Raw genomic sequence first — 14,529 nt, 5'->3', positions numbered from 1 at the left:
TCACCCACCCGACCCTGCACCCCTGAAGGGCCCTTCGCGATGTCCGACCTGACCTTCCTCGCCCTCTCCGGCAGCCTGCGCCGCTCCTCCCACAACACCGGTCTGCTGCGCGCCGTGCAGAACCTCGCCCCGCACGGCGTCACCATCGACCTCTACGAGGGGCTGGGCCGGCTTCCCTTCTTCAACGAGGACCTTGAGGACGGCCCCGAACCCGCGGCCGTCGCCGACCTGAGCCGACGCGTGCGGGAGGCCGACGGCGTCCTCATCGCCACCCCCGAGTACAACTCGGCCATCCCCGGGGTGCTGGTGAACGCCTTGGACTGGCTCTCGCGCCCCACCGGCCGGCATGCCCTGTACCGCAAGCCCGTGGCCGTCCTGGGCGCCTCGCCCTCCCAGTTCGGCACCGCCCGCGGCCAGCTGGTGCTGCGGCAGATCCTGCACCGCATCCAGGCCCCGGTCGTGGCCCACCCGGAGGTCACCGTCTTCCAGTCCCACCGGCGCTTCGATGCCGACGGCACCTTCACCGGTGACCCCATCACCGAGAGCCTGCTGCGCGACCTGCTGGCCGAACTAGCCGTCCTGGCCGAGTTCCACTGCCCGGCCCATGCCCTCTGACACCACCCAGCCGCCGACCCGCCCGGCCGGCCGCGCCCGGACCGCAGCAACCACCCAGGAGGATGGGATGAACAGCTCCAGCACACATCTCACGTTCCCGGGGGCACAGGGCGCGCCGCTGGCGGCAATCCTTGAACTCCCGGCCCAGACCCCGGCCGCGTATGCCGTGTTCGCGCACTGCTTCACCCGCGGCAAGGACAGCCACGCCGCGGCCCGGATCTCCAAAGCCCTGACCGCACACGGCATCGCCGTGCTGCGCTTCGACTTCACCGGCCTGGGCCGGCCCGGCGGCAACTTCGCCCAGAGCACGTTCACTTCCGACGTCGAGGACCTCGTCCGTCTGGCAGGCCGGCCTTTCCGCATCCGCCAAGACTTCATCGACGACCTCCTCGCGCAGCCCCCCAAGCCATGCGGATCCGCACCCTGCATGCGGCACTGCTGGTCATGCGTTCCCCGGCGGACCGAACCGTCGGCGTCGACAACGCACGGCAGACGGTCCTGGCCCGCGTCGGCGCCCACGCCGTGGACGCCTATGGAAGTCGGCACCGGCGGTCGGGCGACGCGGTACGTCGGCGAGTGGGACCTGCCGCTGCGGCCGATGGTCTACCGAGTCTTCGGACCTCTATCGGACCTCTATATGAGGCGGCGCGGCCGTTGAACCGCACACCCGCGGCCGCGACGTCGTCGCGACGCGCCCCGAGGGGGAGTTCGCCGCGGCGGCCGACGCGTTGAGCGCCTGGCGCGTGCCCAGGAGCGGCAGCCCGAGGCAAGCCGAGGTGGCAGCGGTCCGCCCACCGGCACCGTCAGACTCATCGCTGACGAGCGCTGACGAGCGCTGACGAGCGCTGACGAGCCAGGGTACGGACTCTGACTTTTGCTGACTTCCAGCGACTTGGAACCTTTCGACCTGCGAAAACTCCGTGGCGTTGAATCCGCGGGGGCGGGTGCGCTGAGCCGGGCGGACGCGGTCGTCACGGCAGCGTCAGCGTGCACGCTTCCCCGGGAGACAGTGTCACCGTGCGGTCCGCCAGGGCGACGGCGATCGGGGACTGGTCGGATGCGGGCAGGGCGATGTGGATTTCGCCGCGCCGCATGCGGAGTTGTACGCCCCAGTGGCCGTGGTAGCGGATGGAGAAGCCGTACTCCTGGAGTTCGGGGAGCGGTGCGGGATCGAGGCGCAGCGCGCCGCCTCGGGGTTCGAGGCCGGTCAGGCCGCGCTGGACGAGATCGAGGGTGCCCGCCATGGCACCGAGGTGGATGCCTTCGCCGGTGGTGCCGCCCTGGACGTCGGCGATGTCCCCGGCCAGGGCCTCCTGGACGAACTCCCAGGCCTGTGAGCGCCGGGAGCGGGCCAGGACCCAGCCGTGGACGAGGCTGCTGAGGGTGGAGCCGTGGCTGGTGCGCTGGAGGTAGTAGTCGACGGTGCGCTGCCAGGTCGTGTCGTCCAGCTCGTGGCCGAGGCGTGCGAACAGGGCCCGCAGTTCGGTGGGGGAGAAGAGATACCCGAGCATCAGGACGTCGGCCTGCTTGGACGCCTGATAGCGGTTGACCGTGTCGTCCTCGGCCTCCAGGATCCGGTCCAGGCGGCGGATGTCGCCGTAGCGCTCGCGGTAGGCCTGCCAGTCGAGTTCCGCCAGCTGGCCGTAGCCGTGGAACTGGCTGACGACTCCGGCGTGGAAGGGCACGTACAGCTTGCGGGAGACGGCGTCCCAGGTGTCGAGCTCGGCGGTGGTGACGTCGGCGCGCTCGAACAGGTCCTGACGGCAGGGCTCGGGCAGGGTGTGCAGCACGTCGAGGGTGCGGCCCAGGACCCAGGCGGCCGTGAGGTTCGTGTACGCGTTGTCGTCCAGGCCCGGCCTGTCCGCGTCGGGGTAGGCGTCGTGGTACTCGTCGGGGCCGACCACGCCGCGGATGTGGTAGCGGTCGAGGGCCTCGTCGTACGTCGCCGCTCCGGCCCAGAAGCGGGAGATCTGCGTGAGCATCTCGGCGCCCTTGGTCCGCAGGAACTCGGCGTCGCCCGTCGCCTCGCAGTAGCGCAGCACGTTGTACGCGACCGCCGAGCCCACGTGGTGCTGGAGCCGGGAGTGGTCGGGCAGCCAGCGCCCCGAGCGCGGGTTGAGGTGCAGACTCTGGGTCTCCTCACGGCCGTCGCTGCCGCTCTGCCAGGGATACATCGCGCCGGTGTGCCCGGCGTCGGCGGCGGCGCGGCAGGCCTGTTCGAGACGGCGGTGGCGGTAGGTGAGCAGGGCCCGGGAGACCTCGGGGAAGTGCAGGTTCAGGTAGGGCAGGACGAACAGCTCGTCCCAGAAGACGTGACCGCGGTAGGCCTCTCCGTGGAGTCCGCGGGCGGGCACGCCGACGTCGAGGTCGGCGGTGTGGGGCGAGAGCGTCTGCAGTACGTGGAAGAGGTGGAGGCGCAGTGCCGCGCCCGCGCTGCCGGGTACGTTCAGCTCGGCGTTGCACCACAGCTGCTGCCAGGCGATCCGGTGGGCGCTCACAAGGGCCTCGAAGCCGGGCACGCGGCGGACGCGGTCGACGGCGGCGTGCAGCGGATCGCTGATCGCCGGGTCCCGGGAGGAGTGCAGGGCGACCGTCTTGTCGATCGTGACCGTGCGCCCGTCCGACACCGGGATCCGCAGCAGGTGGGCGACCCGGGCGTCCTCGCGTGGGCCGGGGACCGCAGGGACGTCGGTGTCCACCACGGTCCGTGCGGCGAGGCCGAGGCGGATGTCGGAGGTGCTGGTGCGGCAGCGCAGCCAGATCGTGCCGTCCGCCGAGGTCCCGGTGTGGACGTGCGTGAGGTGCTGGGAGGCGAGGGAGCGGTAGCGGTCCACGCCGCCGTTGACGACCGTGCCGTCGAGCGCCGACTCGACCTCGATCCCGCCCGACCAGCCCTCCGGTGTCACCTCGGTGCGCAGCAGGGCGAGGTGGGGGTCGGCCATGTGCACCGCCCGGAGCTGCCGGACGGTCAGGTGCCGGCCGTCCTCGTCCGCGTAGCGCGTGGTGCGATCGAGGGTGCCGGAGCGCAGGTCGAGGTGCAGGCGGTGGTCGTGGAACTTGTGGGTGTCCGGGGTGAGCCAGGTCCCGTTGTTCGTCCGGATGCGCAGCGGCAGCCAGTTGGGGAGGTTGACCAGGTCCTCGTTCTCGACCTGGCGTCCGGCCACGTCCGAGGTGAGCCGGTCGTAGCAGCCGGCCAGGTAGGTGCCGGGGTAGTGGAGGGAGTCGGCGGGGCACTCGGGGAGTGCGCCGCGAGTCGCCATGTAGCCGTTGCCGAGGGTGCACAGGGATTCGCGCAGGCGTTCCCGCGCCGGTTCGTATCCCTCGTACGCCCAAGTCCAGTCGCGCATCGTCACTCCTCCGGTTCGAGTAGCTCCGCGAGGTCGTCGACCACCAGATCCGCCCCGTGCCCCAGCAGTTCGGCACGTGTGTCCCGGGTGTGCGAGCGGTCCACTCCGATCACCACCGCGAAGCCGCCGCGACGGCCGGCCTCGACACCTGCCAGGGCGTCCTCGATGACCGCCGTGGCTGCGGCGGGGGCGCCGATGCGGCGGGCCGCCTCCAGGAACAGGGCGGGGGAGGGCTTGCCGGGCAGGCGCAGCCGGGCGGCTTCGGCGCCGTCGACGAGGGTGTGGAAGTACTCCCGCACTCCCGCGCGGTCGAGGAGTTCCCCGGCGTGCCGTGAGGCCGAGGCGGCGGCCAGGGGGACCCCGGCCGCGCACAGCGCGCGAAGGAGGCGCACCGTCCCTGGATAGGCCTCGATTCCGTGCTCCCGCAGCCGCGCCGTGAACAGTGCCTCTTTGTCGGCGGCGACCGCGGCGACCTCGGCCGCCGACGGGCGCGGCCGCCGGGACTCCAGATACGCGCGCGCCCCGTCCAGGCGTGACTTGCCGTCGACGTAGCGCAGGTAGTCGTCGCGGACGTCGAAGGGAGGACGGCCGCGCAGGGGAGGGAACGAGTCGAAGGCGTCCTTCCAGGCGGCGGCGTGCACCTTCGCGGAGTCCAGGATGACGCCGTCGGTGTCGAAGACCACGCCCGCCGTGCCCCGCAGCGCGCGGGGTACGACGGGCGTGCCGTGCTGGGGGGTGTTCATCGGTCGTCGGCCGCCAGGGCCGTGAGGTCGAGGAGGCGGTTGGTGTAGCCCCACTCGTTGTCGTACCAGCCGAAGACCTTGGCCAGGGTGCCGTTGACCTGGGTCAGCGCGGGGTCGAAGACACAGGAGGAAGGGTCGCCGACGACGTCGCGGGAGACGATGGGCGCCTTGGACACCCGCAGGATGCCGTGCAGCGGGCCGTCGGCGGCCTCGGCGAAGGCCGCGTTGATCTCCTCGGCCGTCGCCTCGCGCGCCAGCACCACGGCCAGGTCGGTGAGCGAGCCGTCCTCGACGGGCACGCGGACGGCGATGCCGTCCAGAGCCCCCGCGAGCTCGGGTACGACGAGCCCGACGGCGCGGGCCGCGCCGGTGCTGGTCGGGATGATGCTCAGCGCCGCCGAGCGGGCCCGCCGCAGGTCCTTGTGCGGGCCGTCGAGCAGGGCCTGGTCGTTGGTGTAGCCGTGGATGGTGGTCATCACGCCGCGCTCGATGCCGAAGCGTTCGTGGAGCACCTTGACCATCGGCGCGACGCAGTTGGTGGTGCAGGAGGCCGCCGAGACGATCCGGTCGCGCCGGCGGTCGTAGCTGTCGTCGTTGACGCCGAGCACGATGGTGGCGTCCGCGTCCTTGCCGGGCGCGGACAGGAGCACGGTGCGGGCGCCCGCCTTCAGGTGCAGTTCGGCGGAGGCGCGGTCACGGAAGCGGCCGGTGGACTCGACGACGACGTCGGCGCCGTGGTCGCCCCAGCGCAGGGCGGCCGGATCGCGTTCGGCGGTGACGGCGACGCGGCGGCCGCCCACGGTGATCGAGTCGTCGTCGTGCGAGACCTCGCGGCCGATGTGGCCGAACGTCGAGTCGTACTCCAGCAGATGGGCCAGGGTGGCGGGAGGCGCGATGTCGTTGATGGCGACGATGTCGAGGTGCTGTGTGCCCGCTTCGGCGCGGTCGAGCGCCGCGCGCAGGTAGGTGCGGCCGATGCGGCCGAAGCCGTTGATGCCGACGCGTATGGTCATGTCGGTGAACTCCTTCGCGGTGAGGGGCGTCAGCCGGTCCACGTCCACTCGGCGACCTCGGGGAGGTCGGTTCCGTGGTCGCGGATCCAGGCGTGGTGGCGGGTGCGGGCGTCGGTCATCTTCTGGCGCAGTTCGGCGGCGCGGACACCGCAACCGGGGACGCGGTCGATGACGTCCATGACGAGCCGGTAGCGGTCCATGTCGTTGCGTACGACCATGTCGAAGGGCGTGGTGGTGGTGCCCATCTCCTTGTAGCCGCGCACGTGCAGGTGAGGGTGGCCGGTGCGGCGGTAGGTGAGGCGGTGGATGAGCCACGGGTAGCCGTGGTAGGCGAAGATAACCGGCTTGTCGGGGGTGAACAGCCCGTCGTACTCGAAGTCGCTCATTCCGTGCGGGTGTTCCTCGCGGGGCAGCAGCCGGGCGATGTCGACGACGTTCACGACCCGGACGGCGAGCTCCGGCAGGTGGTGGCGCAGCAGCGCCGAGGCGGCGAGGATCTCTTGGGTGGGGACGTCACCGGCGCAGGCGAGGACCACATCGGGTTCGCGGCCCTGGCCCGCAGAGCCCGCCCACTCCCAGACCCCGGCGCCGCGCGCGCAGTGGGCTCGGGCCGCGTCGAGGGTCAGCCAGTCGAAGCAGGGTTGTTTGCCCGCGACGATGACGTTGACGTAGTCGCGGCTGAGCAGGGCGTGTTCGGCGACGGACAGCAGGGTGTTGGCGTCCGGTGGGAGGTAGACGCGTACGACCTCGGGGCTCTTGTTGAGGACGTGGTCGACGAAGCCGGGGTCCTGGTGGGAGAAGCCGTTGTGGTCCTGGCGCCAGACGTGGGAGGTGAGCAGGTAGTTGAGGGAGGGGACGGGAGCGCGCCAGGGCAGGGCGCGGGATGTCTTGAGCCACTTGATGTGCTGGTTGACCATGGAGTCGACGATGTGGACGAACGCCTCGTAGCAGGAGAACAGGCCGTGGCGGCCGGTGAGGAGGTAGCCCTCCAGCCAGCCCTGGCAGAGGTGTTCGGACAGGACCTCCATGACCCGGCCGTCGGCGGCGAGGTGCTCGTCGGTGGGCAGCGTCTGGGCCTGCCAGGCCTTGCCGGTGGCGGAGAACAGCGCGCCGAGGCGGTTCGACTCGGTCTCGTCGGGGCCGACGACGCGGAAGTCCCGGCGCTCCGACGTGTCCCGCATGACCTGCTCCAGGAGGTCACCGAGGACCCGGGTGGGCTCGTGCAGGCCCGATCCCGGCTTGTCGACGGGCACGGCGAAGCGGTCGAGGTCCGGGATCGGCAGCTCGCGGGTGAGCAGACCGCCGTTCGCGTGCGGGGTGGAGCCGAGACGACGATCGCCCTCGGGCACCCAGGCGAGGACGTCGGCCACGGGCTGCCCGTCGGCGTCGAAGAGTTCTTCGGGGCGGTAGGAGCGCAGCCAGGCCTCCAGCTGGCGCAGGTGGGCCGGGTTGTCGCGGACCCCGGCGAGCGGTACCTGGTGGGAGCGCCAGGTGCCCTCGACGGGCCGGCCGTCCACTTCGGCCGGGCCGGTCCAGCCCTTGGGGGTGCGCAGCACGATCATGGGCCAGGGCGCGCGCTCGGCTCGGCCGTCCTCGCGGGCGGCCCGCTGGATGTGCGTGATGCGCTCCAGTGCCTGGTCGAGGGCGGCGGCCAGGTCGCGGTGGACGGTGCGCGGGTCGTCGCCGGTGACGTGGATCGGCTCGTGGCCGTAGCCGCGCAGCAGGGAGTCGAGTTCGTTCCCGGGGATTCGGGACAGGAGCGCCGGGTTGGCGATCTTGTAGCCGTTCAGGTGCAGGATCGGCAGGACCGCGCCGTCGTGCACCGGGTCGAGGAACTTCGTGGAGTGCCAGGAGGCGGCCAGCGGCCCGGTCTCGGCCTCACCGTCGCCGACGACGCAGGCCACGAGCAGGTCCGGGTTGTCGAAGGCGGCGCCGTAGGCGTGCGCGAGGGAGTAGCCGAGCTCACCGCCCTCGTGGAGGGAGCCGGGAGTCTCGGGCGCGACGTGGCTGGGCACACCGCCGGGGAACGAGAACTGCCGGAACAGCCGCTCCATGCCCACCGCGTCCCGGGTGACGTCGGGGTAGGTCTGCGTGTAGCTGCCCTCCAGCCAGGAGTTGGCGAGGACCGCGGGACCGCCGTGCCCGGGCCCCCATACACACAGCGCGTCGAGGTCACGCTCCTTGATCAGCCGGTTCAGGTGCGTGTGGACCAGGTTGAGACCGGGCGAGGTGCCCCAGTGGCCCAGAAGGCGGGGCTTGATGTGCTCCGGCCGCAGCGGCTCGGCCAGGAGCGGGTTGGCGAGCAGATAGATCTGGCCGGCGGCCAGATAGTTCGCGGCTCGCCAGTGGGCGTCCAGGGTGCGCAGTTCGTCGTCGGTCAGTACGGTGCTGTTCTGCGGTTCGACCGTGGGCATGTGGACTCCGTGAATCGTCGGACGGGGGAGCGGCATGGCCGACAAGGCAACGTCTTTGCCGCGTGCGGTGTACGAGCGGGAGCTGTTGCGCCTGCAGACGGAGCTGGTGAAGGTCCAGGAGTGGGTGCGGGCCCAAGGCGCGCGGCTCGTCGTGGTCTTCGAGGGCCGGGACGCGGCGGGCAAGGGCGGCGCCATCAAGAGGATCGCGGAGCACCTGAACCCGCGGGTGGCGCGGATCGTGGCCCTGCCCAAGCCCACCGAGCGCGAGCGCACTCAGTGGTACTTCCAGCGGTATGTCGCGCACCTGCCCGCGGCCGGGGAGATCGTGCTGTTCGACCGCAGCTGGTACAACCGCGCCGGTGTGGAGCACGTCATGGGCTTCTGCACGAAGGAGGAGCACCAACTGTTCCTGCGCCAGTGCCCGATCTTCGAACGGATGCTGGTCGAGGAGGGCGTCCTGCTGCGCAAGTACTGGTTCTCGGTGAGCGACGCCGTGCAGCAGGAGCGGTTCCGGCGGCGTCTTGAGGACCCGACGCGGCGCTGGAAGCTGTCGCCGATGGACCTGGAGTCCGTCACGCGCTGGGAGGCGTACTCGCGGGCCAAGGACGAGATGATGGTGCACACGGACATCGCGGAGGCCCCGTGGTTCGTCGTCGAGAGCGACAACAAGCGCCGGGCCCGCCTGAACGTGATCGCCCATCTGCTGGGTTCGGTTCCGTACCACGAGGTGGCGGCGCCGGACCTCGAACTGCCGCCGCGGCCCGCGTCGACCGGCTATGTGCGCCCTCCGCGTGATCTGCAGACGTACGTACCGGATCACGCGGCGACACTCTGAGCCCGGCGCGGCGCTCACGCCGGTTGGGGTACGACGGCGACGGGACAGGCGGAGTGGTGCAGGAGCATGTGCGCGACCCGGCCGAGCTGGAGCCCGTAGGGCCCGTGCCGCCGCTGGGCGCCGACGACCAGCAGGTCGGCACGTGCTGAGGCGTCGAGGAGCACCAGGTGGGCGGAGCCTGCGACGACGTGTTCCAAGACCGCGACGCAGGGGTGGTCGGCCACGGCGGCGCGCAGGGCCTGGGCGAGTCCGTCCGCCGTGCGCTGCTCGTGGGAGCCGGTGGGTTTCCCCGGGCTGTGGGCGGGGGCGGAGGGTTCGTACAGGGGACGGCGCCAGACATGTACGGCTTCCAGGACGACTTGTCGGCGTTCGGCCTCGTCGAAGGCGAACCGGACGGCGGCCGCGGAGTACGGCTTGTCGCCGACGCCGACCACGACGCGCTGGCGCAGCCCGGCCCTGGCCTGGTTGTCGTGGCTGCCGCGCAGGACGATCACCGGGCAGTCGGCGCGGGCCGCGACACCGAGGCTCACCGAGCCGAGGAGCAGCTCCGCGATGCGGCTGCGCCCCCGCGAGGCCACCACCAGCGCGGTGGCGTTGCGGCCCTCGCGCAGCAGCGCGGGCACGGGATCCTCGTCGCTGACCTGAAGGGAGAGCTTGAGACTGTCATCGCGGCGGTGCGCCCGCCGCGCGGCGGTGTCGACGATGAAGTCGGCCAGTTCCTTGGCCGACGGCTTGCCCAGCACGTTCGCGAGCGACGTCTCGTCGTCGGCCTCGTGGGAGGCGGCGTACACGAGGCGCAGCGGCACTCCGCGCAGGGCCGCCTCATCGGCGGCCCAGTCGACGGCGCGCAGGCTGTGCTCGGAGCCGTCTACGCCCACCACGAGTGGAAGTTCCATCCATCCCACCTCTTCCTGACGCTCAGTGGTGCGGGACGACCGCGACGGGGGAGGCGGCGCGGTGGAGCACGGAGTGGGCCACGGGGCCGATGCGCGGGCCCACCGGCGCACGGCGGATCCGGCGGCCGACCACGACGAGGGACGCGTCCTGGGAGGCGGCGGCCAGATGGCCGGCCGCGGCACCCGATCGGGCCTCGTCGACCATAGCGACTTGAGGGAACGCGCGGGCCCACGGGCGCAACGTTCCGGCCAGCTCGGCCGGTGTCCTCCGGGGCGGATCCGCGTGGACGACGCGCAGGCTGGTGGAGCGGCGCGCGGCCGCGTCGAAGGCGAAGCCGATGACCGCGTCGTGCGGGTCGCAGGCGTCGAGCCCGAGCACGACGGGCCGGTACGGGGTGGCCGCCGAAGGGATGCCCGCGGGGTCCGGCAGGTGCTCGTCGGCGGCCTGCTCCCCGGCACGCACCAGGACCACGGGCTGGTCGGCGTGGGCCACGGCCACGAGGCCGACGGAGCCCACCAGGAACCCGGCGACCCCGCTCAGGCCGCGCGAACCGAGGACCAGCAGCGCCTCGTCCTCGCGCGCCCGTTGCGGCAGAAGTTGCCCGGGGCGGCCGGAGAGCCGCCGTACACCGACCGTGACACCGGGGTGACGCAGGCGCAGGCCCTCCGCGTACTCGCGGGGTGTGCGGTCGATCCAGTGCTGCCTGGTCTCCGCGCCCATCAGCGGCGCTTGCACGACCGGCTCCGGGACGGGCTCCAGGACGCTCACGAGAGTGAGCGGCAGGTCGCGCAGTCTCGCTTCCCTGGCCGCCCACTCGACGGCGGCCTGGCTCTCGGGCGAGCCGTCCAGGCCCACGACGACGGCTCGGAGCATGTCCTTCACCTCCACCTCCTGTGTGCGGGCTTTCTCTCGTCAGCGTCGCGTGCGGTGCGCTCCGGGGGGCAGGGGCCGCAGGTCCCGGAGAAGGTCCGACAGGTCCCGCGGGACGCCGGCCCCGTCCGCCCGGAGCGTCCGACGGGCAGCCCCGGCGCACATGCCGAAGGGGAGGTCGAGCAGGCCGGTGTCACCCGTGCGGCACGACGGCCACCGGGCAGGCGGCGTGGTGCAACAGGGCGTGGGTGACCGAGCCCAGATGACTGGTGGACTCCTTGCGCCCCACGACGACGAGGGAGGCCGTCCGCGCCGCGTGGACCAGCACACCGGCGGCCCGTTTCTCGGAGACGGTCTCGCTCACGGACACCTCGGGGAACTTCGCACGCCACGGCCGCAACGCGGCGATCACAGCGCGTTCCTGGGCCGCGAGCAGTTCCGGCCCCGGGCACGGCTCTCCCCTGGCCGCGCGCGGTGGCGCGGGACGGAGGGCGTGGACGACCTGCAGCGGGGCGCCGTACTCCCGCGCGGTGACGAAGGCGAACTCGATGAGCTCGTCACAGGGGTGCTCGATGTCGAGGCCCAGCACGATGTCCCGACGGGGGGTCTCGGGCGGCTCGTCCGGCGCGATGCCGTGCGGGGCGGGCAGGTCCTCAGCGGCCGGGGTCTCGCCCGCACGGACGAGCACCACCGGGCACGGGGAGTGGGCGACGACCCGCTGGGACACCGACCCGACGACGAATCCGACGACACGGCCGAGTCCGCGCGACCCGAGGACCAGCACCTCCGAGGACTCGGCGGCCGATACCAGAGCGCTGACCGGAGCGCCGGACACCAACCGGTCCTCGATCCGCAGCCCGCGGTGAGCGGCGCGGACGGCCGCCACCGCCTCACTGAGGACGTGTTCGGCGACCGCCCGTTCCCCGCTGTCGGCGGGCACGGACGAGGCCGGGTGCGGGTGCCACCGCCACGCGTGCACGACGCGCAACGCGGTGTTACGGCGCCGTGCCTCCCGAGCCGCCCACTGAGCGGCCGCCAGGCTCTCCGCGGAGCCGTCGACACCCGCGGTGACGTACCGATCCATGCTGCGCACCTCCCGCATCCGTGGGTCCGCGTCCGTGTCCGACACGGCCCTCAGGACCGACCGTCGCGCCCGCCCGCCGGACCGGGAAGAGCCCGCACGGCCCCGGCCGCGGGTCGTTCGGCCTCTTGGCCGGGGCGCGACGGGCCCAGTGCGCCCGATGGCGTTCGTGGGAGCCGGGTGGCAGGTGTGGGGGGCCGAGTGGCCCCTGGCACCGCGGGGATCCTCGGATCATGCTGGAAGGAGAGCCCACCTGCCCGGTGAAGAGAGTCCGCCTGCCCGCTTTGGAGGACGTCATGAACGCTCCGTCCGCATCCAGTGTCCTGCGGTCGCTGCCCCACGAACACCGTGAGCGACTCATGGCTGCCGCCCGCGAGGTCTCGTTCCCCCAGGAGACGCGGCTCTTCTCGGAGGGCGGGCGTGCCGATCGCTTCTGGATCGTGCGCACCGGTTCGATCGCCCTCGACATGAAGGTGCCCGGGCGCCGGGCGGCCGTCATCGAGACCCTCGGACACGGTGAACTGGTCGGCTGGTCCTGGCTGTTCGGGCCGCCCGTGTGGCACCTGGGCGCGGAGACGGTGTCGCCGGTGCGCGCCTACGAGTTCGACGCCGCGGCGGTACGGGCCATGAGCCAGGACGATCCCGCGTTCGGTCTGACGATCGCCCATTGGGTGGGCGGCACCCTCGCCCACCGGCTGCGCTCGGCGCGCACCCGACTGCTGGACCTGTACGCACCGTACGGCAGCGGAAGCCTGCTGTGACCGCGGGTCCGCCGGGCGCACGGGACGGAATGCGGTGATCCCTCATCCGGGCAGCCCGCGGCCCATCACTGCCACCGGCGAACAGGGGACGGTCTCGTCATGACCGCTACACGCGCCTTCACCGAGCAGCACCCGATCCGCGTCTTCCTGCTGGACGACCACGAAGTCGTGCGGCGTGGCCTGGCCGACCTGCTGAGCGCCGAACCGGACATCGCGGTGGTCGGTGACGCCGACAGCGCCGAACGAGCCCTGGTGCGCGGCCCCGCGCTGCGTCCGGACGTCGCGGTCCTGGACGTACGTCTGGCCGACGGGGACGGCATCACGGTCTGCCGGGAACTGCGCGACCAACTTCCGGGCCTGGCCGTCCTGATGCTGACCTCGTTCGACGACGAGGAAGCACTGCTCGACGCGATCATGGCAGGAGCAGCGGGCTACGTACTCAAACAGATCAAGGGATCCGACCTGGTCTCGGCGGTACGCACCGTCGCCTCCGGCCAGTCCCTGCTCGACCCGGCGACGACCGCGCGGCTGATGCGCTCCCTGCGCGCGGAGCCCGCCGACGCACCCGCCGTCGCACCCGAACTGGCGAGCCTGTCGGAGCGCGAGCGGGACATCCTCGCCCTGATCGGCGACGGCCTCACCAACCGCGAGATCGGCAAGAGGCTCTACCTCTCGGAGAAGACCGTCAAGAACCACATCTCCCGGCTGCTGTCGAAGCTCGGCGTCCAGCGCCGCGTGCAGGCGGCGGTCATGGCCACCCAGCTGCTCCCCGCCGAGCGGGACGAAGACGGCACCCGGTGACGCGTGCGTGGGCCGCTCGGCCGCCGCAGGAGACCGCTCGGCCCCTCCCCCGAGGACCGTGGACACCCCAGGCTGGTCAGGCAGGAACACCCCACTGATCAACGCTCGCGGAACGGTCCCGCGGCCCCCGGGGCGCCGGGCGGGGAGGAGCACGCGATGAGTGCCACGACGCTTGACGCGGCCACCTTGGAGAAGCTGGTGTCGGCGGCCGTCGCCGCCCCGTCCGTCCACAACACGCAGCCGTGGCGCTTCCGGCTCGACCCGGACACCGTCACGCTGGAGATCCACGCCGCCGCGGAACGCGGACTTCGCCACATCGACCCGTTCGGGCGGGCCCTGCACGTCTCGGTCGGCTGTGCGGTCCTCAACCTGAGGGTCGCGGTCGCCCACTTCGGCTGGGAGCCAGTGACCCGGCTGCTGCCCCGTCCCGGCGCGCCGCGGCTGCTCGCCGTGGTCCGGTTCGGCGGCAGCGCACGGCCGAACGCACCGCGTCTGTACGACGCCCTGTGGCGGCGCCACAGCAGCCGCTTCCCCTTCTCCGAGCGGCCGTTGCCCGCCGGCGTCCGGGTCGAGCTCACGGACGCCGCCCTGGCCGAAGGCGCGTGGCTGACCTTCCCTTCTCCCGTCGAGAGCCACCGTCTGCTGCTTCTCACCAGGGAGGGCGAGCGCCGCAACAACTCAAGTGCGGGCAGGGCCACGGAGAGCCGCCACTGGGTGCGCGAGCCTGACCTTTCGGGCCTTGGCATGCCCGCGTGGACGCTGGGGCCGCAGGACTTCCGTGAACAGATGCCCATGCGCGACTTCGGCGCCCACCTGCACCCCGGCGGACTGCCCGCCCAGACCTTCGAACGACACCCCACGCTCGTGCTGCTGTCCACGGCGCACGACCGCAGGACCGACTGGCTGCGAGCCGGGCAGGCCCTGGAGCGCGTACTCCTGGTGGCCACCAGCCACGGTGTGCGGGCGTCGCTCCTTCACCAGGCCCTGGAATGGCCTGACCTGCGCGAGCAGCTCGCCGCAGCGCCCGGCGCAGCGCCCGGCTCCCGGCACGGGCACGCGCAGATGCTGATCCGGTTGGGGTACGGCCCGACGGGACCGTCCACGCCGCGCCGGCTCGCGCGGCAGACGCTCATCGAGGGCGACGGTTGAGCT

At 72.3% G+C, this 14,529-nt stretch carries 13 protein-coding genes; 6 read left to right on the top strand and 7 right to left on the bottom strand.

Annotated features, from left to right (window positions below):
- Nucleotides 1-39 precede the first annotated feature (39 nt).
- Entirely contained in the window at nucleotides 40-615 is a 576-nt protein-coding gene (locus tag QUY26_RS04025; protein ID WP_289943712.1) for an NADPH-dependent FMN reductase, read from the top strand.
- 67 nt (nucleotides 616-682) lie between these two features.
- Complete coding sequence (locus QUY26_RS04020; protein WP_289956403.1) at nucleotides 683-1,273, top strand: alpha/beta hydrolase family protein; 591 nt, start codon at nucleotides 683-685, stop codon at nucleotides 1,271-1,273.
- A 313-nt stretch (nucleotides 1,274-1,586) separates the two neighbouring features.
- On the opposite strand, the gene QUY26_RS04015 is transcribed toward QUY26_RS04020, so the two are convergent.
- Genes QUY26_RS04015 through QUY26_RS04000 form a run of 4 tightly spaced genes read right to left on the bottom strand, consistent with a single transcriptional unit; the run spans nucleotide 1,587 to nucleotide 8,132 of the window.
- Nucleotides 1,587-3,962 (bottom strand): glycoside hydrolase family 65 protein, encoded by a 2,376-nt coding sequence (locus QUY26_RS04015; RefSeq protein ID WP_289943711.1) that lies wholly within the window; start codon nucleotides 3,960-3,962, stop codon nucleotides 1,587-1,589.
- 2 nt (nucleotides 3,963-3,964) lie between these two features.
- Nucleotides 3,965-4,705: an HAD family hydrolase gene (locus tag QUY26_RS04010; protein WP_289943710.1), complete on the bottom strand. Its 741-nt coding sequence runs from the start codon at nucleotides 4,703-4,705 to the stop codon at nucleotides 3,965-3,967.
- Nucleotides 4,702-5,718, bottom strand: coding sequence for a type I glyceraldehyde-3-phosphate dehydrogenase (gene gap, locus QUY26_RS04005; RefSeq protein ID WP_289943709.1), 1,017 nt, complete (start codon nucleotides 5,716-5,718; stop codon nucleotides 4,702-4,704). The genes QUY26_RS04010 and gap overlap by 4 nt, the downstream gene beginning before the upstream one ends.
- A gap of 29 nt (nucleotides 5,719-5,747) precedes the next feature.
- Nucleotides 5,748-8,132 carry a phosphoketolase family protein gene (locus QUY26_RS04000; protein ID WP_289943708.1) on the bottom strand — a complete coding sequence of 795 codons (2,385 nt, stop codon included), beginning with the start codon at nucleotides 8,130-8,132 and terminating at the stop codon, nucleotides 5,748-5,750.
- A gap of 34 nt (nucleotides 8,133-8,166) precedes the next feature.
- On the opposite strand from QUY26_RS04000, the gene ppk2 reads away from it, so the two are divergent.
- Nucleotides 8,167-8,967, top strand: coding sequence for a polyphosphate kinase 2 (gene ppk2, locus QUY26_RS03995; protein ID WP_289943707.1), 801 nt, complete (start codon nucleotides 8,167-8,169; stop codon nucleotides 8,965-8,967).
- A gap of 14 nt (nucleotides 8,968-8,981) precedes the next feature.
- Here ppk2 and QUY26_RS03990 read toward each other — a convergent pair whose 3' ends face one another.
- The 3 genes from QUY26_RS03990 to QUY26_RS03980 form a co-directional block, all read right to left on the bottom strand.
- Nucleotides 8,982-9,863: a universal stress protein gene (locus tag QUY26_RS03990; RefSeq protein ID WP_289943706.1), complete on the bottom strand. Its 882-nt coding sequence runs from the start codon at nucleotides 9,861-9,863 to the stop codon at nucleotides 8,982-8,984.
- 22 nt (nucleotides 9,864-9,885) lie between these two features.
- The gene (locus tag QUY26_RS03985) at nucleotides 9,886-10,737 is read right to left on the bottom strand and encodes a universal stress protein (RefSeq protein ID WP_289955459.1); all 852 of its coding nucleotides are present in this window, start codon (nucleotides 10,735-10,737) and stop codon (nucleotides 9,886-9,888) included.
- 190 nt (nucleotides 10,738-10,927) lie between these two features.
- Nucleotides 10,928-11,818: a universal stress protein gene (locus tag QUY26_RS03980; protein ID WP_289943705.1), complete on the bottom strand. Its 891-nt coding sequence runs from the start codon at nucleotides 11,816-11,818 to the stop codon at nucleotides 10,928-10,930.
- Between the two features lie 293 nt (nucleotides 11,819-12,111).
- Here QUY26_RS03980 and QUY26_RS03975 point away from each other — a divergent pair, with 293 nt between their 5' ends.
- The 3 genes from QUY26_RS03975 (at nucleotide 12,112) to QUY26_RS03965 (ending at nucleotide 14,526) form a co-directional block, all read left to right on the top strand.
- Nucleotides 12,112-12,576, top strand: a complete 465-nt coding sequence (locus tag QUY26_RS03975) for a cyclic nucleotide-binding domain-containing protein (RefSeq protein WP_289943704.1) — start codon at nucleotides 12,112-12,114, stop codon at nucleotides 12,574-12,576.
- A gap of 99 nt (nucleotides 12,577-12,675) precedes the next feature.
- Nucleotides 12,676-13,377, top strand: a complete 702-nt coding sequence (locus QUY26_RS03970) for a response regulator (RefSeq protein WP_289943703.1) — start codon at nucleotides 12,676-12,678, stop codon at nucleotides 13,375-13,377.
- A gap of 156 nt (nucleotides 13,378-13,533) precedes the next feature.
- A complete protein-coding gene (locus QUY26_RS03965; RefSeq protein WP_289943702.1) occupies nucleotides 13,534-14,526 on the top strand; it encodes an Acg family FMN-binding oxidoreductase in 993 nt (330 codons plus the stop codon).
- Nucleotides 14,527-14,529 lie beyond the last annotated feature (3 nt).

It is taken from the genome of Streptomyces flavofungini, assembly GCF_030388665.1.
GTDB lineage: Bacteria > Actinomycetota > Actinomycetes > Streptomycetales > Streptomycetaceae > Streptomyces > Streptomyces flavofungini_A.
The sequence above is the reverse complement of the archived record's forward strand: the minus strand, read 5'-3'. Positions and strand labels throughout refer to the sequence as shown.